Origin of the sequence: Alloprevotella sp. OH1205_COT-284 (genome assembly GCF_003859795.1) — a bacterium.
Taxonomy (GTDB): Bacteria; Bacteroidota; Bacteroidia; order Bacteroidales; family Bacteroidaceae; genus Alloprevotella.
This window is the reverse complement of record NZ_RQYI01000011.1, coordinates 36,011-62,902: the sequence shown is the minus strand read 5'-3', so window position 1 is coordinate 62,902 and position 26,892 is coordinate 36,011. Positions and strand designations below refer to the sequence as shown.

Sequence of the window (26,892 nt, the reverse complement as noted above, 5' to 3'; positions counted from 1 at the left end):
AAAAGTGATTGATTTTCATTGTTATAGCCTCAAAAGTGAAGGCAGCGGAAGCAAAAAACGATGTAAAGGGGAAACGCGCGCGTACGCGAGAGGAGGGGAGCATGGCGACTTGGGAGCGGCAAGATTTCTCTGCCTCCCATGTAAAACAAACAGGCTCAGAGGTAGAAATTCCTATCTCCCATTCCGTTCGCGCTGCCTCCATACTTTTTTTGCCCGACGCCGTCGCAGGGCATGTTGCATGTCTTTCGGGTGGGAAGAAAGAAATACTGAAAAAACACTAATTCCAACAGGACGGAAACTACGCCCTTCCGTCGCGGAAACGCCATGGTGAAAACCCCGGAAAACGGCTTTTTCGCGTAATTTTCGTCGGCCGGATATTTTCCTTCTCGTTTTATCGCAAGCGACACAAAAAGAGGCGATAAGGACAAAGTGGAACACGGAAAATCGCACAAAAAGCATGACTTTGAGCACAAAATCCGCTTCTGCTTCAAATGCGAGCGGGAGCCCGCTTGAAAATCGGTGCTTTTTATCTGTTTTTTTTTGTAATTTGCAGGAAATCGTCTAAATTTGCAGAGGTAAACTGCTCCTTACAAATGAGGAGATTTCACGACGCCGAAAAGAGTAAAAAAACAAAACACAATATCAACAATTTAAATTCCTCAATCTATTATGTGGTTAACTAATTCATCGATCGGAAGAAAAGTGATCATGTCCGTGAGCGGCATTGCGCTGATTCTCTTCCTCACGTTCCACGGCTGCATGAACCTTGTTGCCCTCTTCTCTCGCGAAGGCTACAACATGATCTGCGAAATGTTGGGCGCCAACTGGTATGCCGTGGCCGCCACCGCAGGATTGGGTGCGCTCGTCGTGATTCACTTCGTTTACGCCCTCATCCTCACGCTTCAAAACAAGAAAGCCCGCGGCAATAGCAAATATGCCGTGACCGACCGCCCCGAAAAGGTGGAATGGGCTTCTCAAAACATGTTTGTGCTCGGAGTCATCATCATTCTCGGCATGGCTTTGCACCTCTACAACTTTTGGGCAAAGATGATGCTGGTCGAGCTGATGCACGTGGGCGGAACGGCCGAACTCTACGCCACCGACGGCTACTATTGGATCGAACGCACGTTCTCCTGCCCCGTTTATTCCGTGCTTTATCTCATTTGGCTCGCTGCCATTTGGTTTCACCTCAACCACGGCCTTTGGAGCGCGTTCCACACGCTGGGGGCAAGTGGTAAAATCTGGTTGGAACGACTTCAAGTCATCAGTCTTGTCTACTCCACCATTATCATGGGCATGTTTGCCGCCGTTGTCATCAAGTTTCAACTGGCCGCCCTTTTCTGCGGACAAGCTTGCAGTGCCGCCGGTGCCTGCTGCGCAAATTAAGAAGTTTCACCCCTTTCATCCGAACCAACCATCATGGCTACCATAAATTCCAGAATACCCGAAGGCCCCATCGCCGAAAAGTGGACGAACTATAAGGCACACCAAAAACTGGTGAACCCCAAAAACAAGCGCAAACTCGACGTCATCGTCGTGGGAACGGGCTTGGCCGGTGCGAGCGCAGCGGCATCGCTTGGCGAAATGGGCTTCAAAGTAAAGAACTTCTGCATCCAAGATTCTCCCCGCCGTGCACACTCGATTGCGGCACAAGGCGGTATCAATGCAGCTAAAAACTATCAGAACGACGGCGACTCCGTGTATCGCCTCTTCTACGACACGGTCAAGGGCGGCGACTATCGCGCTCGTGAAGCCAACGTCTACCGCTTGGCCGAGGTGAGCAACGCCATCATCGACCAATGCGTGGCGCAAGGCGTGCCCTTTGCCCGCGAGTACGGCGGCATGCTTGCCAACCGCTCGTTTGGAGGAGCGCAGGTGAGCCGCACCTTCTATGCCAAAGGCCAAACCGGCCAGCAGCTCCTTCTCGGAGCCTACTCTTCGCTCATGTGCCAAGTGAACGCCGGAACGGTTGAACTCTACACGCGCTACGAAATGCTCGACGTCGTGATCATCGACGGACGCGCTCGCGGTATCATCGCCCGCAACCTCGTGACCGGTGCTGTCGAACGCTTCTCGGCACACGCCGTGGTGATCGGAACCGGCGGCTACGGAAATACCTACTTCCTTTCCACCAACGCCATGGGGTGCAACGCTTCGGCCGCCATTGCCTGCTATCGCAAAGGGGCACTCTTTGCCAACCCCTCCTATGTGCAAATCCACCCCACTTGCATCCCCGTACACGGCGACAAGCAATCGAAACTCACGCTCATGTCCGAGTCGCTCCGCAACGACGGTCGCATCTGGGTGCCCAAGAAGCTCGAAGACGCCAAGGCCTGTCAGGAAGGACGTTTGCAAGGTAAGGACATCCCCGAAGAAGACCGCGACTACTATCTCGAACGCCGCTATCCGGCTTTCGGAAACCTCGTGCCCCGCGATGTGGCCTCGCGTGCCGCCAAAGAACGCTGCGACAAGGGCTACGGCGTGAACAACACCGGCTTGGCCGTGTTCCTTGATTTCTCGCAAGCCATCAAAGACTTCGGGCGCAAAGAAATTGAAGCGCGCTACGGAAACCTCTTCGACATGTATGAGGAAATCACCGACGAAAGCCCCTACGAAACCCCGATGCAGATTTTCCCCGCCATTCACTACACCATGGGCGGCATCTGGGTGGACTACGAACTCATGACCACCATCAACGGTCTTTTTGCCATTGGCGAATGTAACTTCTCCGACCACGGCGCCAACCGCCTCGGTGCATCGGCACTCATGCAAGGATTGGCAGATGGTTACTTCGTTTTGCCCTACACCATTCAAAACTACCTCGCCGACCAAATCACCGTGCCCCGCTTCTCCACCGATCTGCCGGAATTTGAAGCCGCCGAAAAAGCCGTCAAAGACCGCATCAAGCGTCTTTTCGACATCGGCGGAACACGTTCCGTGGACAGCATACACAAAGAACTGGGACACATCATGTGGGAATACGTCGGCATGGGACGCACCAAAGAAGGGCTTGAAAAAGGCTTGCAGTTGCTCAAAGAAATCCGCAAGACTTTCTACAAGGATCTCCGCATTCCCGGCACGCAAGACGGCGTAAATGTCGAACTCGAAAAGGCACTCCGACTCGAAGACTTCATCCTGATGGGTGAGCTGATGGCCAACGATGCCTTGCACCGGGAAGAATCGTGCGGAGGACACTTCCGCGAAGAACACCAAACCGAAGAGGGCGAAGCCAAACGCGACGACGCCAACTTCTTCTACGTGGGCTGCTGGGAGTATCAAGGTAGCGACGAAGTTGCTCCCGTGCTCTCCAAAGAGCCGCTCAACTACGAAACGATCAAGGTGCAAACGCGTAATTACAAATCGTAAAACCGGCATTCGTTGTTTCGTCATTCGGAACAACTGCTCCGCAACACACTCCCCACAATGGGGAAAAGGAGCAGCTTCCGAAACAACGTTTCCTCCCAAACACTAAAAAACAATGGCAAAGAATATATCTTTCACCGTAAAATATTGGAAGCAGAACGGACCCAAGGATGCCGGTCATTTCGAACAACGCGAAATGAAAAACATCCCCGATGACACCAGCTTCCTCGAAATGCTCGACATTCTCAACGAAGAGCTCATCAACGATGGCAAAGAGCCTTTTGTGTTCGACCACGACTGCCGCGAGGGCATCTGCGGCATGTGTTCGCTCTACATCAACGGAACGCCCCACGGCAAAACTGGAACGGGAGCCACCACCTGCCAGCTCTACATGCGTCGCTTCAAAGACGGCGACGTCATCACCGTCGAACCTTGGAGATCGGCCGCTTTCCCCGTGATCAAAGACTGCATGGTGGATCGCACGGCATTCGACAAAATTCAGGCAGCCGGCGGATACACCACCATCCGCACCGGACAGGCACAAGACGCCAACGCCATCCTCATCGGTAAAGCCGAAGCCGACGAAGCCATGGACTGCGCAACCTGCATCGGATGCGGAGCTTGTGTGGCGGCCTGCAAAAACGGATCGGCCATGCTCTTCGTTTCGTCGAAAGTGTCGCAATTCGCCCTCCTTCCGCAAGGACGCGTGGAAGGCGCAAAGCGTGCCAAAGCCATGGTGGCCAAAATGGACGAACTCGGATTTGGAAACTGCACCAACACCCGAGCCTGCGAAGCCGTATGCCCCAAAAACGAGAGCATCGCCAACATCGCACGCCTCAATCGCGAATTTATCAAAGCTAAACTGGCTGACTAAACTGCGCAGTTCATCGCTTTGAAACAAACCGAAAGTCGCCTCTCCCATTCTACGGAAGAGGTGACTTTCGTATTTTGGTATCTGCAATGAGCAAACAGATATTTGAAGATGGAAAAATAGTCGGAAAATCCCTCATTATAGGTATTGCCTAACGTCGAACAAGGGCGTAACTTTGCACCCGAAAAGCGAAGAACGACCGTTGTTCGCATCAATTAGTTATTCACTAATCTCATTTCAATGAAAAAATTATTACCTCTTCTACTATTGTTCTGCACCGGAATTTGGGCGGTGGCAGGCAACCATCACAACACCAAAAAAGAAACCGAGGCCAACATCATCGGCCACGTCATGGACGCCACGACAAAACAATATCTTGTGGGCGCGGTGGTGACACTCGTCGAAACGAAGCAAACCGCCGTGACCGATGCCTCCGGCCACTTCTTCTTGAAAGACGCCGCCGTAGGCAGTCACACCATCGAAGCCAAGGCCATGGGCTACACCACAGCCACACGCAAGATCGAAGCCAAAGCCAATTCCACGGTGGTGGCCAACTTTGAATTGGATTCCGAAGATGTCCAACTCGGAGATGTCGTGGTTTCCGCTACGCGAAACGCCACCAAACGCCGATTGGCTCCCTCGCTCGTCAATGTGATCGACACAAAGATTTTTGAACGCACACAAAGCACAGACCTCTCGCAGGCTCTCAAATTCCAACCCGGTGTGCGCGTCGAGAGCAACTGCCAAAACTGCGGTTTCAGTCAGGTGCGCATCAATGGCCTTGAAGGTCCTTACAGCCAAATCCTCATCGACTCTCGCCCCGTGTTCAGTCCGTTGGCCGGAGTCTATGGCTTGGAGCAAATCCCGACCAACATGGTTGAGCGCGTCGAAGTGATGCGCGGCGGCGGTTCGGCTTTGTTCGGAAGTTCTGCCATTGCCGGTGTGATCAACATCATCACCAAAGAGCCCATTGCCCCCTCCGGCGGTTTCTCTCATCAAATCCGTGGTTTCAACGGCATGAAATCTTTTGAAAACACAACCAACCTCAACGCCACCTACGTCAGCGACAACAATCGCCTCGGCTTCACCATTTTCGGACAAAACCGTCATCGCTCCGGCTACGACCACGACAACGACGGCTACACCGAAACCCCCGTGCTCCAAGGCCGCACCGTGGGAATGCGCGCTTTCGCCAAATTCTCCGACTATTCGCGCCTCACGGGAGAACTCCACAGCACCGGTGAATATCGTCGCGGAGGCGATCTCCTCAAAAACGAACCCCACAACGCACACATCGCCGAACAACTCCGCCACAACAACCTCAGCGGAAGCCTCAACTACTCACAGGTATCCGAAGACGGACGTCATCGCTTCAACGCCTACACTTCTTTCATGAAGGTGGATCGCAACAGCTACTATGGTGGTGGAGATCTGCTCGTTTCCGATCTTATCGAATCGGCAAAAACAGCTCCTCTGACTCCCGAACAGGCCGAAGAAATGCAAAAACGCCTCATCTCCTACGGACACACCGAAGGCATGACGTATGTCGGCGGCGGACAATACTCTTACGATTTCGAGCGTTTCCTCTTCATGCCCTCTCAACTCACGGCCGGATTGGAATATTCTCACGACCAACTTGATGACAAGAGCGGCTATCGTCCTTCTTTCATCAGCCAAACTGTGCATACATCGAGCGGATTTCTGCAAAACGAATGGAAGACCGATGTATGGAGCTTCCTCATCGGCGGACGCCTCGACAAGCACTCCATGCTCAAAAAAGCGATTTTCAGCCCTCGCGCCAATATCCGCTTCAACCCCTCTCGCGATCTCGTGCTCCGCGCCAATTACAGCTCCGGCTTCCGTGCTCCTCAACTCTTTGACGAAGACCTCCACGTAGACAATGCCGGCGGCGATCTCATTATCTCCGAAAATGCCGATAACCTGCGCGAAGAACGCTCCAACAGTTTCAGCGCATCGGCCGACTGGTACACGCGCCTCGGCAATAATTGGCAGCTGAACCTCACTCTCGAAGGCTTCTTCACGCATCTCAAAGATGCGTTCAGCTCCGTACAGTCGAAACGCGACATCAACGGCACGGAACACATCGTGAAAACCCGCACCAACTCCGATGGAGCGAAGGTCTACGGCACCAACCTCGAAGGCCGCCTTTCCTACCGCAACTTGTGGAGTTTGCAGGGTGGCGTTACACTTCAAAAGAGCCAATGGGACGTGGAGCAGCAATGGAACGAAGACGACAGCTACAAAACTCGTCGCATGTATCGCACGCCCGATACTTACGCCTACTTCGTGACCACTTACAGCCCCAACAAGCGTTTGGACATCTCCCTGACCGGAAACTACACCGGTTCGATGTTGGCCGGCCACGAAATCCCCACCGAAGATGATGGCAGCCTCACCCAATTCAACGGTGCTCCTGCCGCCATTATCCACGCCGACCGCATGATGACGGGCGAAGGACAAACCGCCACCACCTATGGCCCTCGCACGTTTAAGACGCCTTCGTTCTTCGAGCTGGGCATGAAGGTGCAATACACGATCCCCGTTTACAAATACTACTCCATGCAGTTGTATGCCGGCGTTCAAAACATCTTCAACGCCTACCAAGACGACTTCGACCGCGGTCCCGGTCGCGACTCGGCCTACATTTATGGCCCGACCGCTCCTCGCAGTTTCTTTGCCGGTATCAAAATCAACTATTGATCTCACACGCCCATGGGGCGCACAGTATAGCTTCAAAAGAGTTCGTGTCAAAAGCTTTATCTTGACACGAACTCTTTCTTGTCGGTAGCCTATGTCTGCCCCGCAAGCACTTTTCGGACATGACCGGTGGGAAGCCGACATCCGACCGGCGGACATCCACAAAATGAGCGAAAGGGCAGGGGGAAATTCTGCAAAACACCTGTCATTTGCTCAGAAATCGTTATTTTTGCAAAACACAACCCGACGCGCCTGCGCAAAGACGCGGCGAAAATCACAAAGACACGATGAGCAAAGACCCGAAAGACACGGAATTTCAAACCGAAGACCTCACCGCACAGCGCGAACTTCACGAAACGGAAGACGTCGATACGGACGCTCCGGCCGAGCATTCCGGCTACGACCCCAATGCCGCCGACGGCGAAGAGAACATCAGTGTGCATCCCCTCAAAGGAATGTACCAAAACTGGTTTCTCGACTATGCCTCCTACGTTATTCTCGAACGTGCCGTTCCGCATCTTTACGACGGATTGAAACCCGTGCAGCGGCGCATTCTCCACACGATGAAGCGCATGGACGACGGCCGCTACAACAAAGTGGCCAACATTGCCGGCGAAACCATGAAGTTTCACCCTCACGGCGACGCCTCCATTGTCGATGCGCTCACGCAGATGGGACGACAAAATCTGCTCATTGACTGCCAAGGGTCGTGGGGCAATATCCTGACCGGCGACGAGGCGGCCGCTCCCCGATACATCGAAGGGCGGCTGACGAAGTTTGCGCTCGACGTGCTCTTCAATCCCAAAACCACCGAATGGAAACTCTCCTACGACGGCCGCAACAAAGAACCGGTCGCACTGCCCGTGAAGTTCCCTCTCCTGTTGGCGCAAGGAGCGGAGGGCATTGCCGTCGGACTGAGTGCGAAAATCCTGCCCCACAATTTCGGTGAGCTTTGCGATGCGGCCATTGCTTACCTTCGCGGTGAGGAGTTTAAGATTTATCCGGATTTCCAAACGGGCGGTCTGATCGATGTTTCGCGCTATAACGACGGACTTCGCGGCGGCAGCGTGAAGGTGCGCGCCCGAATCGAAAAGCGCGACAGCAAAACCATTGCCATTACCGAACTGCCTTTCGGAAAAACCGTCGACAGCCTTTGCGAAAGCATTAAAAAGGCGGCCGACAAAGGGCGTATCAAAATCCGGCAAATACAAGATTTCACCGCCGAACAAGTGGAGATATTGGTGCATTTGGCACCCGGAGTGTCGAGCGACAAAACGCTCGATGCCCTCTATGCGTTTACCGACTGCGAGGTGAGCATATCGCCCAACTGCTGCATCATCGACGATGCCACGCCGAGATTTGTGACGGTGAGCGAGGTGCTCAAAGCCAATGCCGAAAACACCAAGGAGTTGTTGCGCCGGGAGCTTGAAATCCGCCGCGGCGAACTCTTGGAAAGCATGATGTTTGCCTCCTTGGAACGCATCTTCATCGACGAACGCATCTATAAGGACAAGGCTTATGAAAACGCGGCCGATCTCGACATCGCCTTGAAGCACATCGACACACGGCTCGAACCGTTCAAAAAGGACTTCGTGCGCGCCGTCACTCGCGACGATCTTCTCCGCCTGCTCGAAATCAAAATGGCGCGCATTCTCAAATTCAACAAAGCCAAAGCCGACGAACTCATCGCGCGCATCAAAGCCGAAATTGCCGAAATCGACCACGACCTCGCCCATCTCACCGATGTAGCCATCCGTTGGTTCACCCTCATCAAAGACCGCTACGCGGCCGAACATCCCCGATTGACGGAAATCCGCTCTTTCGACACCATCGAGGCCGCAAAAGTGGTGGAAGCCAACGAAAAACTCTACATCAACCGCGCCGACGGATTTATGGGGACGTCTTTGAAAAAAGACGAGTTTGTCGAAAACTGCTCCAATATCGACAATGTCATCATCTTCTATCGCGACGGCACCTACAAAGTGACGCGCGTGTCCGACAAGGTTTACATCGGCGAAACCGAGCGTTCGAAGGCCGAAAAGCGAAAGGCCGAAATCATCCACATCGCCGTCTTCAAGAAAAACGATCAGCGCACCATCTACAATGCCGTTTATCGCGACGGCAAAGACGGAGCCTACTACGTGAAACGCTTCAACGTGACGAGCATCACGCAAGATAGGGAGTACGACCTGACGACGGGTGCTCCCGGCTCCAAGGTACACTATTTCACGGCCAATCCCAACGGCGAGGCCGAAGTCATCAAGGTCACGCTCAAACCCAATCCCAAGCTGCGCCGCATTTTCTTCGACAAGTCGTTTGCCGAGTTGGCCGTGAAAGGTCGTGGTTCAAAGGGAAATCTGCTCACGCGCCTTGACGTACACCGCATTACCCTCAAAGCCCACGGTGCTTCAACCCTCGGCGGCCGAAAAGTGTGGTTCGATCACGATGTGCAGCGGCTCAATTTCGACGAACGCGGCGCATTTTTGGGCGAGTTTCACAGCGGCGACATGGTGTTGGTCGTGCTCGAAAACGGAGATTTCTACACCACCAACTTCGACCCCAACAACCACTATGAGGCGTCGGGCATATTGCGGGTGGAGAAGTTCTCGGAAGAAAAGGTTTGGACGGCCGTCCTTTATGATGCCGACAACGACAACAACCTCTACGTGAAACGCTTCACCCTCGAACGCACCGCTCAAACGCGCCATCTCAATTTCATGGGCGAAAATCCCGATTGCCGTTTCGTGGCACTCTCCGACCAAGCCTTTCCGCGCTTCCGCGTCACCTATGCCGCCCCCGACGATTTCCGAGAACCCTTGGAAATCGACGCCGAGGAGTTTATCGGCGTGAAAAGTTTCAAGGCGAAAGGCAAACGCGTGACCACCCTCAACGTGGCCAAGGTGGAAGAGCTCGAACCTACCCGATTTCCGGAAATCGAGGAGCAGGTGTCCGACGATGAAACCATCGAACCGGAAACCATAGATCCGGACAAAAGCATCGCCACGCCTCCCTCACAAACCGAAAACGACATCATGGACGAACTGACGGGGCAACTCAAACTCTTCTGATTTCCCCCGTTTCGCATTGACAGCCGACCCACAGAAGCGGCAGGCCTCTCTTGATCGGGAAGGCCTGCCGTTTTCAGATCGGACATTTGTCGGGGGAGAACTCTTCAAAAGACGACGATGCAATTCGGGCGGAAAAGCGCGACAACCTGCGAGTTGAAAAAAACTGCCTTTGAGCCGGGAGGTTCTACCTCTGAGTTGGAAAATTCTACCTCAAAGGTAAATCATTCTGCCTCCTGTCTGCGCGCAGCACCCCCTGCTCTCGCGCGCACGCGCGTATACCTATGGATAGCATTTTGCCTTCACTGCCTTCGCAAAACGAATCAAATCGTTGAATGTCAGTGAATTTCGTGCGAAGGCAAGTGAAGGCAAAATAAAATTTCCTCTCCCAACTGCTTGTTGTCCAGTTTGTTATCGCGAAATTTTGCTTTCACACCCTCGAAAAAGGCCGCTTTGCGCACCGCCATGGTGAAAGCAGGTGAAAGCAAAACGAGGATTTTGCCTTCACCGAGAGTTTTTGATTTTCAGTTTGTTACAAATTCGTCGGGAAGTTTGCCTTCACTTGCCTTCGCACGAAATGCGCTGAAAATCAAATCGGTATTCGCTTTTGCGAAGGCAAAACGGCAAAAAACAAAATTATGGGGTGAAAGCAGGGGTGTCGGCCTTGCCGGACGATGCAAAGGCGAACAAAAATAGGTGTGCAACGCTCCGAGGTTGTCGCAAAAGTTTCCGACCGATAATCAAACACGTTTTTTCGGTGTGGCAAGCTTCGAAGGGCAGGGGAGTGGCGGTCAGAAAATCGTCAAAACAATCCCGCTCCGGTCTTTGGTCGGGGCGAACAACGGACACGCCTCTTTGAACGATTGGAGGACGGGGCATTCTTGCATCGCGAATTTCCGTGCCGACGGTGTTTCTTGTGTTTGAGAAACATTGGAGGACACCGAGAGGAACGCCCTACATTTCTATGGCAGACCTTCCCCTCAAAAAAAGTAAGTTCGGACATCTGCCCGTCAATCCGTTTCGTAGGGAACGAGAAAGACATCAGCGGAAGGAATGACGAGCGGGCTTCCGCGTGGCATAAGTTTGTGAACGGTCTTTCGCTCCTGCTCAACTCCGCGTTGCCTACCGATAAAAAAATAAAAGGAATTTGGGCTAATCACCCTTTATTTTTAACTTTGCAGAGAACCCCGATCTTCCCTCTTCCTTTGACGCTCTTCATGGACAAACGGCAAGAAGGAAAGGCAAAGAAATGTAATTTTTCCATGATACGCATTCACCCCTCTTGGCATCAACGTCTGAAATCGGAATTTGAGGCTCCTTATTTTCAAGAGCTTTCTGCTTTTGTCCGCACGGAATATGCTTCAACGAGATGTTTCCCTCCGGCGTCAAAGGTTTTTGCCGCTTTCGACCATTGTCCTTTCGATGAGGTGAAAGTCGTGATCCTCGGACAAGATCCTTATCACGAACCGGGGCAGGCCGAGGGTTTATGCTTCTCCGTTCCCGACGGCGTCGCAAAACCGCCCTCGCTGCTCAATATCTTCAAAGAAATAGAGAGCGATCTCGGCACACCTTCTCCCGAAAGCGGCAGTTTGTTGCGCTGGGCGGATCAAGGCGTTTTGCTGCTCAATGCCACACTCACCGTCAGAGCGCATCGCGCCGGCTCGCATCAAGGCCGCGGTTGGGAACTGTTCACCGATGCCGCCGTGCGCCGCCTTGCCGAAGAACGGGAGGGCTTGGTGTTTATTCTTTGGGGGAGTTACGCGCAGAAAAAAGGCGCTTTCATCGACACTTCCCGACATCTGGTGCTCAAAAGCGCACACCCCTCTCCGCTGTCGGCCTATCGCGGTTTCTTCGGCAACCACCACTTTTCGCGCGCCAATGCCTATCTGTGTCAAAACGGCAAATCGCCCATCGTTTGGTAGGCTGCTCCGCATCACCGTAAAAAGTAAATCGAGCACAGCTTGCAATGCTTTGCCAAACCTCATTATTCCCCAACATCTGCCATGCTTCCCATTCTTCAAGTGGGCGACGTTTTGCTCTCGCCCGACATCCTGACCGAACATTTTTGCTGCGATCTCGAAGCCTGCGGCGGTGCTTGTTGCATTGAGGGAGATGCCGGCGCGCCGGTGACGGTCGATGAAATCGGGCATTTGGAGCGTGTGTTGCCGGCTGTTTGGCATGATCTCGATCCACGTGCCCGAAAGGTGCTCAACAAACAAGGAGTGGCCTATCGTGATCCCGACGGAGAGCTTGTCACAAGTATCGTCGGAGGAAAAGATTGCTGTTTCACCTGCTATGATGAGCGGGGCGTTTGTTTGTGTGCCACGGATCGTGCCCATCGGGAGGGGCGTATAGATTGGGCGAAACCCATCAGCTGTTATCTCTATCCGATTCGTGAAAAACGCTTGTCTAATGGCACCGTTGCCCTCAATTATGACCGTTGGACGGTGTGCGCGCCGGCACGAAAATTGGGAAATGAACTTGGACTGCCCATTTACGTGTTTTTGAAAGAACCGCTCATTCGTCGTTTTGGCAAAGAGTGGTATGCCGAACTCGAACAACTTGTGGCCGCTCTCAAAGAAGAAGGGCTTTTAAGCTGATTTCATCGGGCGTAGAAACAGAAATTGCCGATGAAACCATCATTTTTTGAACAATATCCGATACTATGAGAAAAAAACTTTGCAAATTCTTGCTTTCCGCATCGTTTTTGCTCGTCGCCTTTTCGGCGGCCGCACAAAACTATGACCGACAATGGAAAGCGGTGGAAAAAGCCCTCGACGAGGATCTTCCGAAAACGGCACTCACCCATCTTGATGCCATCCGAAATGATGCACTGCGCACAAAAAACACGCCCCAACTCATTCGTGCGCTTTTCACTGCCCAAGTCTTGCAACAAGAGGTTGCACGCGACAGCGGAGCCGTTTATCTCAAACATATCGAGACGGCATTGGCACAAGAAACGCGTCCGGTGGAACGTGCGCTCTACCAAAATGCTTTGGCGCGTTTGCTGCTTTTGCAAACGGTTGATGATTCCGATGAAACCGCCATTCACGTGAAAAAACTATTGGTTTCATCGATGGAAGAGGTCGATAGGCTCGGAAAGGCTCGGACGAAAGATTTTTTCCCCCTTTTTGAAGTCGGAGGTAGCAGTAGAACTGTTTATCAAGACGACTTGCTTTCCGTGCTGACCTTGTCTATGATTGAAATCATTGATGAGCATGATGTCATGAAAACCATGTTTTCCAATGGTTTTATCGATAGTTTACTGCTCAAAAACCTTGAATTTTATGAGCGTGAGCAAAATCTCCGGGCAATGCTCTTCACAGATTTGCACAGAGCTGATTTGCGAGCTGACAAAGAGCGAAGCGCATTTTTAGAGAAAATACGTCTTCGATATATAGAACTTCCGGAAAATGTGAATACTTATTCCCGACTTTGTCAAGAATTGGAAGCAGATCGTTTGGATGAAGCCGTCGCCTTGGCGAGAGAAGGGATGAATCGTTATGGCAGAAATCGTACCGTCGAACTTGATGATTTTTTGAAAAGAGTGGAGAACCCTCAACTTGTACTTTCTTGGGAAAATTTGTTGTCATTTTCTGAAAATACGGCTTTTTATCCCGGTTTGAAATACAAGGCCAAGATACGTTCACAGAACATTCGGACGCTTCAAGTGCGTTTTCATCGTCTCAATGGTGTCCGTGGCAACGATCCGCGTTTGATCGATGCTTTTGAAAGTAATCGAATAGAACGGTTGTTCCGGCAAGTTTCTTCCACCGAAGAACTTTCGCTTCGTCGTACACTCAAATCTGTTCCGGCATATCGTGAATATGAAGATTCTATTTCGTTTCATTTTCCAAAAGCCGGCGTATATCTGATCGAATTGTTGGCCGACGGGCATCGTAAAGATGTACAGTTGGCGTATGCCGCTAAGGCGCAGCGTCTGATTTTTCATGCTGTCAGCCATGACGGTTCTGTTTTACGCACTCGTTTTGTGGATGCCGTCAGTGGAAGTGCCGAAAGTTTAGATAACGACAGTATTTATCTTCCGCCGCTTGACTACGGTAATTATAATTCCTATGGAGATAAACTTCCTTTGACTTCTCCGCGTCGTGAGGGAAAAGTCAGGTTATTCACTGATCGCGCAATTTATCGTCCGGGGCAGGCCGTGGAAATTTCCGGATTGGTCTATGCGCAAATGGAAGATAACATTGAAGTGGTGAGCGGATGGAAGGGGGAATTGATTGTCTTTGATGCCCAAGGTAAAAAGCTTGATGCACTTTCGGTTTCTTCCGATGAAATGGGGGTTTTTTCTACAAAGATCATCCTTCCTAAGTATTGCAGGCCGGGACGTTTTTGGGTATTTCTTCCGCCGAAAAGAGATTTCCAAGCTCGTATTCATTTTCGTGTAGAAGAGTATAAACGTCCCACTTTCAGCGTGACTATCGATACTCTTGCCGCTACACCGTATTTGGGGGATCGTGTGACGTTCAGAGGGCATGTCCGTACTTACAATGATCTTCCTTTGGAAAAAGCGCGTGTAAAGTGGCAACTGAAATCCAACTCTTTGTGGAGAAATCACGCTCAGAACCAATTGGTTTACAATCAGTCTGGTGAGCTGTCGACCGATGAAAACGGCTTTTTTCAAATCGAAGTACAATTGGGAGATACTATTTCCCCAAAAAACTCCCACTATTTCACGTTGTCGGCCGAAGTGTTGGCAGAGAATGGGGAAACACAAATTGGCACCAGAAGCGTGCTCGTGCGTTCATCGAAGCCTTTCCCAAAACCGACAGAAGCAAGAAAGCCGATAGAGGTGATTGCCGATAAAGAGAAAGGAATTTTCAAGGTCGCTATCAGTGCTCCGATGTTTGTACACTACGATCTTGTTTCCTTTGAGGGCGGATTGCTTGAAAGCAAAATTTTCGCCGTGACTGACAGTGCTACTTTTATTCATCAATGGAAAGATACTTATGGAGATGCTGCCGTGGCTTATTATGCTGCCGTTAAGAATGGAAAGCTTATTTCCCAAAAGATACTTCTCGAACGGCCACGCCCTGATAAGCGTCTCGTTTTAAGTTGGAAAACTTTCCGCTCTCGATTGCAGCCCGGGCAGGAAGAGGAATGGACGCTTTCGGTGAAACATCCTGATGGAAAAACTGCAACCGCGAATGTGTTGGCCACATTATACGATGCCTCGCTCAATACTTTTGCCACGAATAAATGGAACTTCTCTCTTTATTTCAGTCGCAATAAACCTCTTGTTCATACGCAATGTTTTTCTGCTTATACACCTTCGCTTTCCGCAACTTACGAGGTGAAATATCGCGACGTCCCCCTGCTTTCTTGGACACGATGGCGCGAAGATATGTTTTCCTACAATCGGAGATACACCGTAGGATTCGGAGCGAAGAAACCGGCTCTGCGTATTCGCGGATTGTCGAAAGTGAACGAGATGACCGGCAATATTTCTGTGTCTGTGTCTGAGGATGCAGAAACAGCTCCTCAAACAACCACGGCAGAAGAAAAAAGCGATACTTTCGATTTCGACGCAATGACGATCAGACGAAATTTCGATGAAACCGCCTTTTTCCTTCCTCGCTTGCGCACCGATAAGAAAGGAGAAGTCACTCTTCGTTTCACGCTCCCCGAAAGTCTTACGCAATGGCAACTGAATGTGTTTGCTCATGATGCCGAGTTGCGGCATGCGCTACTGACGGAAAATATCGTTGCCCGAAAACTCCTCATGGCAGAAGCCGCCCTGCCTCGTTTTCTGCGTGAAGGCGATGAAACCGACTTTTCGGTGACGGTGAGAAATGTCGATGAAATCGAGCAAAAAGGCATTTTGCATTTCATATTGAGCGATTCCAACGGAAAGATGCTGAAAAAGTTCCGTAAGCCTTTCGAGCTTGCTCCCGGCAAAAGCCTAAACACGTCTTTTTCTTATGCCGTGCCCACGGGACACACCGAACTCATTGCCCGAGTCATCGCAAAATCCGAAACTTACAGTGACGGAGAAGAGCGCGTTATTCCGATTCTTTCGCGCCAAATTACGCTCACCCACGCTGTTCCTTTTACGGTGAAATCGGGAGAGAATTACACGCAAAAAGAAACGGAAGCTCGCCGACGCCTATTAGGAGAGTTGGAAGCCGGTGTACATCCCGAATTATCCGTGGATACCTGCCGTGATGCCCGAAGTGAAGTGACGAATGTCGTACCGAAATTATTAGAAAATAAAGGCGAATCCTCCATAGACAAGGCCATCGCCCTTTATGCCATTGAATTGGTCGCTGCTCTTCCGCAGTATCTTGCGATCGAATCTGCTGAATTGGCCGCACGGCGTGCCGAAGCGGTCGATCGTTTGCGAGAACTTCAAAGTGGAGAAGGTGGTTGGGCATGGTATCCGGGCATGCACACTTCCGCATGGATAACGGCGGACATCACCTTGTTGCTCGCTCGTCTTTCCGTACTGACCGGAGAACAGCATTTCCGCCCGATGTTGCAGCGTGCCGTGCGATATCTTGATCATTTTATTCGCAATGAGGTGGAAAAGATGAAAGAAGAAAAACAACCTTCTTTTTATCTCGGAGAAGTTCATTGGCGATATCTCTACATCGATTGTTTGCTCGGTCGCAAGCCGTCGTCCGACGTGAATTATTTGCTTTCGCGCGCAGCACACCACCGTAAGGAAATGTCAATGTATGGCAAGAGCGGACAAGCTGTGGTGTTGGCCGGAACAAAGCACGATGCCGAAGCTCGATTGGCACTCCGAAGTGTGATTGAACACACGGTCTTTTCGGAAGAAATGGGACGTTATTTCGACACCGATCGAGCCTTGCAGGGATATGCAAGCTATCGTATCCCGACGCAAATCTTTGCCATGGAGGCTCTCGATCGTCTGACAAATCCGGAAGAAGCATTGGGCGGAATGAGCGTCCGGCAACTTGTGGACGAAATGAAACTCTGGCTTCTTCAATCGAAGCGCACGCAGGTTTGGAACACGTCGCGCGCCACGGTCGACGCCGTTTACGCTCTGCTGCGCCAACCCGATGACGCCAACGCAGGTTTGGCATGGGGCGCCGTGACGGCCACCTATCGCCTGCCCGCAGCCAAGGCCGCAGCCAAGGGCAACGGTTTGCACCTCGAACGCCGTCTTGAAATCAAAAAAGGCACTGAGTGGCAGCCTGTCGCGCTCAATCAAAAGGGCGAAACCGACACTCCGATCCACATCGGCGACCGCGTTCGCTGGGTTTACACTCTCGTCGCCGATCGCGATTTCGATCACGTCGTTTTGCGCTCTTCACGCCCGGCCTGCTTCGAAACGGCTCATCCGCTTTCGGGCTATTCTTGGCAACATTCATTGGCTTTCTACCGCATGGTGCGCGATAGTGCAAACGAGTATTTCACGGAGCATCTTGCCAAAGGCCGCCACGTCTTCGCCGAGGAGATGTTTGTCGATCGCGCCGGCCGCTTCGACGGTGGTCTCGGAACGCTCGAATGCGTCTTTGCTCCCGAATTTACGGGCAACTCCTCCCACATCGTAGTCAAGACCCTCGGTCGATAACTTTTTCTTTATGCCGGACATGGCCTTTGTTGGTCGTGTCCGGCTTTTTATCGCTGTTTTTGCAACCTTTGGAATGTCAAAAGCTATGGGTATAAAAGTTAAAACCCTGATTATGTTGCAGAAAAGGTTGCTGCCGCTTTTTTGATGTAGTACCTTTGCCGACGCTAATATGGCAAGGCCGAGTCGAAAGTCCTGTTGCGACAACGACTCCTCATTTTTTGAGTGCAGGCCGATAGAGCGTGGAATGCGTTCTCGTCGCCACCTTGTCGGAAATCAAATTATAATGACTTTTAAAACTCTTTTCCTCTGTTCGATTGCAGTTTTGGCTTTTGCCAAACTGTCAGTGGCACAGAACGAAACGACGAAAGTGGGCAACGCCACTTACTACGGCGACAAATGGCATGGCCGCCGTGCCGCCGATGGTTCAATCTTCAATCAAGACTCTTTGACTTGTGCACACCGCACGCTGCCTTTTGGCACACTGCTCCATGTGCGCAATCCGAAAAACGGCAAAGAAGTCGTGGTGAGAGTGACCGACCGCGGCCCTTTCCGCCGCAACACCGTGATTGACCTTTCCAAAGCCGCTGCCAAAGAAATTGACATGATTCGCGTCGGAGTGGCCAAAGTGGAAATCACCAAGGTTGGCTTCATCCCGAAAGATTCCGAAAAGGGACAAGCTGAAGAAACTCCTGCACTTCCCGAACTCCAACTTTTGGATCCGATGACGGGACGCTACTTCACGATGACCGAATGGCAGCAACGCGCCAATCATCGTCGAGAAATGGCCAAAAACAATGTCGCGAAACAAAGCGAAAATTTCGTAGCCAAGAAGGAGCAACCACGCTATCGCGTGCAACCGCAACGCTCCATGGCCGCGGCGCAGAAGAAATAACAAGATCGTCCAAGATCTCCGTTCGGGCTTGTTCGATCACTTCCAACAACAAAGGGATGCTTCCGAGGAGGCATCCCTTTGTTGTGTTTTTCGATCTCACTTGTTTTGAGCGGGCGGTTTTGAAACCGCTGCAAAACTACGCCGTCACTAAAATATGAAAATTGATTATCAGATTATTATGTGCGTGGAGTTGGGTGTTTTGAAGGGGCGGGCTGTTTTGAGGAGTTGGGCAGTGTCCTTTGAGGCAAACTCCGCCCAAGAACGAGGCGTTTTTCAAGAAACGACTTTCAGCGTGTTGCCGTATGGTTTGAAGCGATAGGTCTTGCCCTTTTTTGTCGGTATGACGATGGTCTTTTCTCCATAGCGCAAAGTACAATCTTCGCCGGCCAGCGAGGTCACGCTGACGCTGCTCAGCTTACCGTTGCTCCATGTCATATCGACCACAAATGCCCCACGCGCACGCAGACCGCTCACACAGCCGTTTGCCCAAGCATCGGGCAGGGAGGGGAGCAGGTGCAGGCAGCCGGCATGACTTTGCAGGAGCATCTCGGCAATGCCGGCCGTGCCGCCGAAGTTTCCGTCGATTTGAAAGGGTGGGTGCATATCCCAAAGATTGTCGGCGGTGCCGTCTTTCAGCAAATTGGCAAAGAGTTTATAGCTTCTGTTGCCGTCGTGCAGTCGTGCCCATTGATTGAGTTTCCAGCCCATAGACCAACCCGTTGCTCCGTCGCCGCGATGATTGAGCACCACGCGCGAGGCTTCGGCCAGTTCGGGAGTGGTGAGCGGTGAAATCGTCGATCCCGGATGAAGCCCGAACAGATGATTGACGTGTCTGTGCGAAGATTTCGGGTCGTCGATGTCCGTGCTCCATTCCATGAGCTGCCCGTAGCGTCCGATTTTGTAGGGCAGCAAACGGTTGAGAATGTCCATCCAAGTGGCCACATCCCTTTCGTCCACTCCGAGTGCGTCGGCGGCCGAAATGGCTTGCAGCAGGTTTTCGCGTATTACGCCGTGGGTGAACGTCGTTCCCTCATCGACGGGGCCGTGTTCGGGCGAAGTGGAGGGTGCGGCGGTCAGAGTGCCGTCGGCCTTTTGCCACAGAAAATCTTCTGAAAACTGTGCGCACTCTTTGAGTACGGGGTAGGCCACTTCGCGAAGAAACTTCTTGTCGCGCGTAAACTCATAGTACTCCCACAGGTGCGTGGCGAGCCAATGCGCAGCCACGGGGTTGTAGTTCCACGACATATCTTTGTCGCGCAGCGGCGCGGTGAAGCCGAACGGGTTTCCGCTGATTCCGGCCATCCAGCCGCGGGCGTTGAAATAGCTTTTGGCCGTTACGGCACCGGGTTTGCGAAGCGTGTTGATGAAATCGGTGAGCGGTTCGGTACACTCCGGCAGGGCGGTGGTGAGTGCCGGCCAGTAGTTCATTTGGAGATTGATGTTGTTGTGATAGTCCACTCTCCACGGCCCATCGACGTTGTTGTGCCAAATGCCTTGCAGATTGGCCGGCAGGTTGCCGGGGCGCGAGGATGCGATCAGCAGATAGCGTCCGAATTGAAAATAGAGTTCTTCAAGCCCTCTGTCAATCGCGCCTTTTCGATAGGCTTCCAGTCGTCGGTCTGTCGGCAAGGCATTGGGCTGTGCGGCCAGATCAAGACGGACGCGGCGATAGAGGGCGTGATAGTCTTTGAGGTGTGCGGCAAAGAGCTTGTCGTAGCTTTTGTGGGCGGCACGCTTCATCCATTGTTCGGTCGTGGCGTCGGGATTGGTGCCGACATAGGCCTTGTCGTCGGTGAAGTCGGGATTGTAGTTGATGCGATAATCCGTGTCGGCGGTGAGGAGAAAGAGCACTTCATCGGCTCCCGAAACGGTCAATCGGCCGTTGGCGTTGGAGAGGTGTCCCCCTTTCGCGATAGCCCGCAGGCGCACCACAAAGGCCATGCCGTTGTTGTCGAGTTTGGCGCGATACACCAGGCCGTTGTCGCCCTCGGCACTGATCATACCCTCGGCGCAGGGATTGGGCGAATAAGACAAAGACAGGTTTTGCCGACCGGGTCGTGAGGCCGAGAAACGGATGGCGATGACATTGTCGGGATAGGAAGCAAAAGACCGCCGCTCGTAGCGAGTGCCGTCGGCCGCGGTGAAATTGACCGTCGCAAAAGCCGAGTCTACCGAAAGCGCGCGTACATATCGGCTCACGCCGCTCTCTTCGATGCCGGTGCCGATGAGCAATTCGCCCATCGTGGTGAACGAACCGAAGCGGAAGCTCTCTTCTCCGCGGGCATTATAGGCCGCTTTTCCGTTGAAGTTGTCTTGTGTGAGCCGTGCGGCCTTGTCCCAATCTCCGTCGGTGAAGGCACGGCGTATTTCTTTCAACACGTGTGCGCTCTGCTTGTTGGTGTCCCAATAGTGGGCAGCACCTCCTTTCACGCCCGGCCCGCCGCGCCAGAGTGTTTTTTCGTTGAGTGTGATGCGCTCTGTCGTCACCGACCCCAGCACGTTGGCTCCCAAGCTGCCGTTGCCGATCGGCATCGATCGCCGTTCCCATTCTTGGTCGGGATTGCGTGCTCCGTCGCCGGCCGAAACGGGCTTGTTTTGCGCATTGAACTTTTCGGGCTGTCCGCCGAACCATACGGATGCTCCTTTGAGCGAAGAGGGGGTGTCGAGCCAAATGGTGTGTCCGGCCGGCACTTGGGCAAAAGCCGCCATTGCGGCGACGGAGAGAAAAGAGGTGAGAAGTTGTTTTCGCATAAAGTCGATAGGCTTATTGTGCGTTGAAATGAGTGTAAATCGCCTCGGCGAGAGCTTTCATCTCTTCGGCGGCGAGTTGAAGTTTGGGTTTTCGGAAATCCATGTCGCTCTCCTCGCGAATGGGAATGAGGTGAATGTGTGCGTGAGGCACTTCGAGCCCGATCACGGCCATTCCCACCTTGCGGCAGGGCACGACGGTTTCGAGCGATTTGGCCACGCGTTTGGCGAAAATGTGCATTTCGGCGAGTGTGGCGTCGTCGAGGTCGAAGATATAGTCGGTTTCCTGACGGGGAATGACGAGAACGTGTCCTTTGGCCACGGGATTGATGTCGAGAAAAGCATAAAAGCGTTCGCTTTCCGCACATTTGTAGGAGGGGATTTCTCCTGCGGCGATTTTGCTGAAAATAGACATAAGCGCGTTTTTGGGGGTTATATGACGCGAATATAAGCAAAAGAAAGAGGATAAAGAAACCTTACGGCTCGAATTTGTTGTCATTTTTCACGCATTCGACTCTCTTCGATGAAAAAACGGAAAGTCCGCTGCGATGCCCCGAGAATAATTTGTAGTTTTGCATCCAAGATGGAATATGAAAAACTCGCCTATCAGCTCCGCCTGATCACCCTTTTGGCACAAGGCCGCTTTCTCACCGTTTCCGAAATGGCCGACCGCACCGGCCTGCATCCTCGCACGGTCTATCGCAACCTCGTCCGCTTCCCCGATGTCGGGCTTCCTCTCGAAAAGCGCGGTCGTCGCTATCGGCTTTCGCCCGAAGCACCGTTTTTGGAAGCAGTCAGTGCACGTTTGCATTTCTCTCCCGATGAGGTGGTGACCCTTGCGCAAATCCTCACCTCCGTTAAGACCCGTTCGGCACAAGTGACCCGATTGCGCGAAAAGTTGGCTCGCATCCACGACGGAGGTGTCCTCATTCCCCACGATGTCGATGAAACCGCCGGTGCCAACATTCGTGCCGTCTTTGAAGCCATTCGTCAGCAGCGTGTTGTTTTGCTGCGCGGATATGCCTCGCCCCACAGCCGCCGAAAGCGCGACCGCATCGTCGAACCCTATTCTTTCCTGCCGGGCAACAGAGAGGTGAGGTGCTACGAGGTGTCGTCGGAAATGAACAAAACCTTCAATCTCTCGCGAGCGGACGAGGTGGTTTTGCTCGATTTGCGCTGGGATCACGCCGACCGCCACAAACCGCTCTACGTCGATCTGTTTCATTTCAGCGGCGAGGAGCGCACGCGCATACGGCTTCGGCTGGGTTTGCTGGCCAAGTCGGTGTTGTTGGAGGAGTATCCGCAGGCCGACGCCTTTCTTTCGCCGACAGACAGTGAACATTGGTTGCTCAATGCCGAGTTTTGCTCGATGAAGGGAGTGGGGCGGTTTGTGCTCGGTCTCATGGAAGACATCGAAGTCGTCGATTCGCCCGATTTCGAGCACTATCTGCGCACAACCATGCAGGCACGGCTGCAACGGCCGCTGTCGGTGGAAGTGCACTAAGCCGAGCGGATGAAAAAAGGTAACGAATAGAATTTTCTACCTTTGAGATAATTTTTTCTACCTCAAAGGTAAATCTTTCTATCCCCAAGGTTGTACAATCTGCTCCCCGTTGGCATGCCGAAACGCCTCCTCTCGCGCGCACGCGCGTACACTTGTGTTTGAATTTTGCCTCCGCTGCCTTCGCAAAACGGGTCAAAGTGCTGACTGCCAGTTTGTTTTCAGTGAAGGCAAGTGAAGGCAAAATGAAAATCTCTTTTTCAAACTTTTGAAAATCAGTTTGTTGTTGCTCTTTTTTGCTTTCACCGCCTTGGAAAATGGCATTTCTGCGCACCACGACCGTGAAAGCAAGTGAAGGCAAAACCCTCATTTTGCCTTCACCGTATATGTGTTGATTTTCAAGGAATTAAGAAAGTGCCGGGAGCTTTGCCTTCACTTGCCTTCGCACGAAACTTGCTCTTGGTCAGCAGGATAGATGTTTTAGCGGAGGCAAAACGGCAAAAAAACAAAATTATGGGGAATAAATCGCCCGAAAAGGGCAACCCTCATCGGTCGGCGTCGGTTTTATTGTCCGACGCTTTTTCGACTTCCGCCCTTTGGGAGGTTCTCGTCGTGGCTCAATGAGGCTTTCACGATGTTCTCCACCGTTCGGCCGCGGAGGGTGCGCTGTGTGGGAGTTCTGTGGTCTTCGTTCGATGAAACCGTCGTTTTTTCGATGTCTTCCTCGAATTTTGCTTTGTTCGATGAATGGGCTTCTTTGGCAAGCATCGATATGGCGCACTCCAAAATGGTGTCGATGCCCCTACTGAAATCTGCCGATGAAATGGATATTTTTTGATCCGGCTCAATGCCAAATTCGGTGTGTTGCATGTGGCGGTCGTAAATCGGGCTTGCCGAGAAACGAATGCTCCAACCGCCCGGCAGCTCCGAACTGAACGGCATGCCCGAACCGCCTCCCGTCCGATCGCCCACAAAGGTTACATTGGGCAATGCTTTCATAAACATGACAAAGGCGTTGGCCGCACTGTATGTGCGCCGATTGGCCAAAACCACCACGGGCTTTTGCCAACGCAATCCTTTTGCCGGTTTCAGCGTGATGGCCTTGGGCGAAGAGAAATCGGCATGCCCGGTGCCGGTTTTGTGGCTGATGTAGCCCACAACGAGCGGGGCATTGCAAAAAGAGGAGGCCAAATCCATGGCGGCCGACAACCGTCCGCCTCCGTTGTGGCGCACGTCGATGATCAGGCCGTCGCAAGCCGAAAGATAGAGCATGACCTCATGGAGATTGCCCTCGCCGATGTCGTTCATGAAACTGGCACAGCGCACATAGCCCACGTTGTTGCGCAGCACCCTGTATTTCAAATTTCCGGCAATTTGGTGTTGCAAGGCCGTGCCGAGATATTTTCGTTCGAGCGAGTCGCTGTAATTTGAAGGATAGGATTCGTACCATTCGGCGTAGCGTCCCACATCAAACGGAGTACGAAGATTGACGTGCCCATCACGCAGTTCGCGCGTCATTTTGGCAAGGATTTGAAAGAGGGCACGTTCGGAAAGAGAATTGTGCACTCGGTGCGAATAGCGATTGTGCACTTCCTGCCAGTCCAAACCGTATTCTTCGCGTTTGAAGTCGAAGAAGCAATATCGCTCGTCGATGATTTTCCACAAGGCTTCGAAATCGCCACGCGGAGAAACCTCGAATTCATCGGAGGTGATGCACGATGAAATCGCAAAAAGCAAGCTGAAAAATGCAAGGGAAATCCGTTTCATCAGTCGAAAAACTTAAAGGTGCGAGTGTAGCCCAAAACAAACATGGAGTTCCAAGCGTGTCGTTTCAAATGATTGAGATGACTTTGGCGGTAGTTGAGATGAATGCCGACCGACAACCTGTTTCGCCCGAAAGGAAGGGAAAGCGTAGACAGCGCACGCATCGAGGGAGCGTTGCCGAAGTAGGTGAGGCAGACGTTGTGGTTGGTGTGTCCGAGTTCAAAGATCTCATAATAGGTTTGGCCGTATTGTGGCGAAAACATCACTCCCGCCAAAGGCAGATCGAGCTGTGTGCGCCACAGCCATCGCTGTTGCCAAAGTCGGAAACCATATTCTGCAATCGAAGAAAAGGAGAGATCGGCGGCAAGACGGCCTTGTGCCGGGTTGTTGCCGTTGCGCGAACTGTATGTTCCGCCCAAATGCAAACCGGCCAAACCTCCTAAAGCCACACGCAGACGCCCGTTTTGATTGCCACCGCCCGATGAATTCGACCATGTCCGGTTGAAATGACAGCCGAAAGCGGCTTCAAGCTCCATGTCGATGAATTCGCCGTTTTTCTTGGGGTTTTTTGCCGAGGTGAGGTTCAGCCCTACCAACTTCAAAATCGAAATTCGTGCGGTTTCATCGTGAGTCGGGCTTTCGGCGAGAAAAACGTAGCCTGCGGTGAAACCGGTATAATCGAGCGGCGAAAGATAATTGTCGTAAAGGTGGTTTCGGCCGATTCCACCGAGGTGTGTGTGGCGATGAACCCGATGAGGCCGCTCGCTTCGCATCACCTCGCCGAATACATTGAAGAAAGGCAGGCAGGTCGTGTCTGCCGATTGTCGAGAAGGCTCGATGAAAAGGCTATCTGCGTTTTCTGCGAGTCGGTTGGCCGAAAGCGGAAGGATACTCCACCCAACGAGAAAGAGAAGAAACAGCTTTTTTTTCATGCGAAGAAGATATTTTCGATTCGTTGCCATAGGCGTCCATGGCCACCACGACGTAGTTGTCGTGGAGATGTCGTGGGAGTGCGGGCGTATAGTCGTGTGTTGTGCCGCGGAGGCGCGCCGCCACCAATTCCGCACCTTCGGGCGACGAGCGATAGATGTTGTAGGAAACGGGAGTGGCATCGGCCACCGCCGCCCAACGAAAGCGGAGCGTGCGACCCTCGATCGAAACGTTGAAGTCGGGAGCCGAGGGCGGAACGCTGTCTGCCCACGTCATGGCGGGCGTCAGTGCCGGTCGGGCATAGAAATCGCGTGTGATGTCGAGAATGCCTTTGTGGTTTTCCAACAGGAAGCGACTGCGAAAGAAGGCATGCCCCGACAAACCGTGGCTGCGCAGAAAATTCATCTGTCGAAGAATGCGCACGACGTCCCAATCTTTTTGTGAGGGCGAAAGAAAATAGATGCCCAAGCCGGGCACCACGGGGCGTCCGTGGGATTCTTGCAACCAGTTCATGGCGAAGGGGTAGAAATGCTCGTTGTCGAAATACATCATAGGGAAGAGTGCGTCCATCCACCCCTCTCGCAACCACAGTTGTGCGTCTTGCGAAACGGTATTGCGGGCGTTCCAGCCGCGCGAGGTCTGACGTGGAAGATCGGCGTATTTTCCCAATGGCGAGCACGTCAGGCGCACCCAAGGGCGAATGCTGCGAATGGTTTCGTGAACGAGGCGCACGGTGCGCGTCACATTGTCGCGCCGCCATTGTTCTTTGGACGTTCCTTTCCCATATCGGGCATAGGTTCGGGCATCGTTGAAGGGGATTTCTTTTTCCGGATAGCGGATGTAGTCCAAATGAATGCCGTCCACCTCATAGCGTTCCAAAATTTCCCGACAGAGGCCGGCGATATATTCTGCCGTTTCGGGCACTCCGGGATCCATCATCCAGCGGTCGCCGCACTTGACGCATAAGTCGGGGCGACGCACCGGAAGGGCTTGGCGACCCAACTGCCGGGCTTGTGCCACGGAACAAATGGGATAGACCACGAGGTAGGCGTGAAGCTCCATGCCGCGAAGATGAGCTTCTTCTATGGCAAATTGCAACACGTCATAAGGAGGGGCTACGCCCGGCGTGCCGGAAAATGCACCGTCCCAAGGCTCATATTGCGAGGGGTAGGCCGTGGTGGAACGAATGCGCGCCTGAAACAAAATGGTGTTGATGCCGGCGGCCTTCAAACGGTCGAAGGCGGCTCGAAGGGCTGCGCGCTGAATTTCGGCTTTATATTCCGTTTGGGCATACAGGTTGCCCGGCCAATCCATGCCGCCGAGCGTACAAAACCAGACGGCGCGATATTCGCGGTCGGTTGAGTGCAGCGGCCACTTGTCGGGGAAGAGGGAAGAAGCTTGTGTTTGAAACCAAGCCAAGCAGAACATCGAAAACAAAAGAAGAGCCTTGTGCATCTTTGGGAACGGAAAAGGTTGAAG

Annotated in this window: 15 protein-coding genes and 1 pseudogene; 11 read left to right on the top strand and 5 right to left on the bottom strand. The window is 52.6% G+C overall.

Annotation, left to right across the window (positions count from 1 at the left end; all coding sequences use genetic code 11):
* Positions 1-669 precede the first annotated feature (669 nt).
* The 10 genes from EII14_RS04475 to EII14_RS04430 all read left to right on the top strand — a co-directional run bounded on the left by EII14_RS04475 (position 670) and on the right by EII14_RS04430 (position 18,470).
* Positions 670-1,386, top strand: a complete 717-nt coding sequence (locus EII14_RS04475; protein WP_124931363.1) for a succinate dehydrogenase/fumarate reductase cytochrome b subunit — start codon at positions 670-672, stop codon at positions 1,384-1,386.
* Positions 1,387-1,419: 33 nt separating this feature from the next.
* Entirely contained in the window at positions 1,420-3,366 is a 1,947-nt protein-coding gene (locus EII14_RS04470) for a fumarate reductase/succinate dehydrogenase flavoprotein subunit (protein ID WP_124931362.1), read from the top strand.
* 112 nt (positions 3,367-3,478) lie between these two features.
* Positions 3,479-4,237: a succinate dehydrogenase/fumarate reductase iron-sulfur subunit gene (locus tag EII14_RS04465; protein ID WP_124931361.1), complete on the top strand. Its 759-nt coding sequence runs from the start codon at positions 3,479-3,481 to the stop codon at positions 4,235-4,237.
* Positions 4,238-4,474: 237 nt separating this feature from the next.
* Positions 4,475-6,955 carry a TonB-dependent receptor gene (locus EII14_RS04460; RefSeq protein WP_124931360.1) on the top strand — a complete coding sequence of 827 codons (2,481 nt, stop codon included), beginning with the start codon at positions 4,475-4,477 and terminating at the stop codon, positions 6,953-6,955.
* A 284-nt stretch (positions 6,956-7,239) separates the two neighbouring features.
* On the top strand, positions 7,240-10,020 hold the full coding sequence (locus EII14_RS04455) for a DNA gyrase/topoisomerase IV subunit A (RefSeq protein ID WP_124931359.1): 2,781 nt from the start codon (positions 7,240-7,242) through the stop codon (positions 10,018-10,020).
* 462 nt (positions 10,021-10,482) lie between these two features.
* A complete protein-coding gene (locus EII14_RS04450; protein ID WP_124931358.1) occupies positions 10,483-10,713 on the top strand; it encodes a hypothetical protein in 231 nt (76 codons plus the stop codon).
* A 566-nt stretch (positions 10,714-11,279) separates the two neighbouring features.
* Complete coding sequence (gene ung, locus EII14_RS04445; RefSeq protein WP_124931357.1) at positions 11,280-11,939, top strand: uracil-DNA glycosylase; 660 nt, start codon at positions 11,280-11,282, stop codon at positions 11,937-11,939.
* 81 nt (positions 11,940-12,020) lie between these two features.
* Positions 12,021-12,617, top strand: coding sequence for a DUF3109 family protein (locus EII14_RS04440; protein ID WP_124931356.1), 597 nt, complete (start codon positions 12,021-12,023; stop codon positions 12,615-12,617).
* Positions 12,618-12,682: 65 nt separating this feature from the next.
* Positions 12,683-17,578 carry an alpha-2-macroglobulin family protein gene (locus EII14_RS04435; RefSeq protein ID WP_124931355.1) on the top strand — a complete coding sequence of 1,632 codons (4,896 nt, stop codon included), beginning with the start codon at positions 12,683-12,685 and terminating at the stop codon, positions 17,576-17,578.
* A gap of 283 nt (positions 17,579-17,861) precedes the next feature.
* The gene (locus EII14_RS04430) at positions 17,862-18,470 is read left to right on the top strand and encodes a septal ring lytic transglycosylase RlpA family protein (protein WP_124931354.1); all 609 of its coding nucleotides are present in this window, start codon (positions 17,862-17,864) and stop codon (positions 18,468-18,470) included.
* A gap of 273 nt (positions 18,471-18,743) precedes the next feature.
* Here EII14_RS04430 and EII14_RS04425 read toward each other — a convergent pair whose 3' ends face one another.
* Both EII14_RS04425 and EII14_RS04420 read right to left on the bottom strand, forming a co-directional pair.
* A complete protein-coding gene (locus EII14_RS04425) occupies positions 18,744-21,221 on the bottom strand; it encodes a glycoside hydrolase N-terminal domain-containing protein (protein WP_124931353.1) in 2,478 nt (825 codons plus the stop codon).
* Between the two features lie 13 nt (positions 21,222-21,234).
* Positions 21,235-21,633, bottom strand: a complete 399-nt coding sequence (locus EII14_RS04420; protein ID WP_124931352.1) for an HIT family protein — start codon at positions 21,631-21,633, stop codon at positions 21,235-21,237.
* A gap of 168 nt (positions 21,634-21,801) precedes the next feature.
* On the opposite strand from EII14_RS04420, the gene EII14_RS04415 reads away from it, so the two are divergent.
* Complete coding sequence (locus tag EII14_RS04415; protein ID WP_158608321.1) at positions 21,802-22,722, top strand: YafY family protein; 921 nt, start codon at positions 21,802-21,804, stop codon at positions 22,720-22,722.
* A 771-nt stretch (positions 22,723-23,493) separates the two neighbouring features.
* Here EII14_RS04415 and EII14_RS04410 read toward each other — a convergent pair.
* From EII14_RS04410 to EII14_RS04400, 3 genes and pseudogenes are all read right to left on the bottom strand, one after another.
* A pseudogene (locus EII14_RS04410) lies at positions 23,494-24,486 on the bottom strand (S41 family peptidase); the annotation flags it as partial.
* A complete protein-coding gene (locus tag EII14_RS04405; RefSeq protein ID WP_158608320.1) occupies positions 24,486-25,415 on the bottom strand; it encodes a DUF3316 domain-containing protein in 930 nt (309 codons plus the stop codon). The gene EII14_RS04405 and the pseudogene EII14_RS04410, both read right to left, overlap by 1 nt.
* Positions 25,330-26,868 (bottom strand): glycoside hydrolase family 10 protein, encoded by a 1,539-nt coding sequence (locus EII14_RS04400; RefSeq protein ID WP_233569367.1) that lies wholly within the window; start codon positions 26,866-26,868, stop codon positions 25,330-25,332. Before EII14_RS04400 ends, EII14_RS04405 begins: the two co-directional genes overlap by 86 nt.
* Positions 26,869-26,892 lie beyond the last annotated feature (24 nt).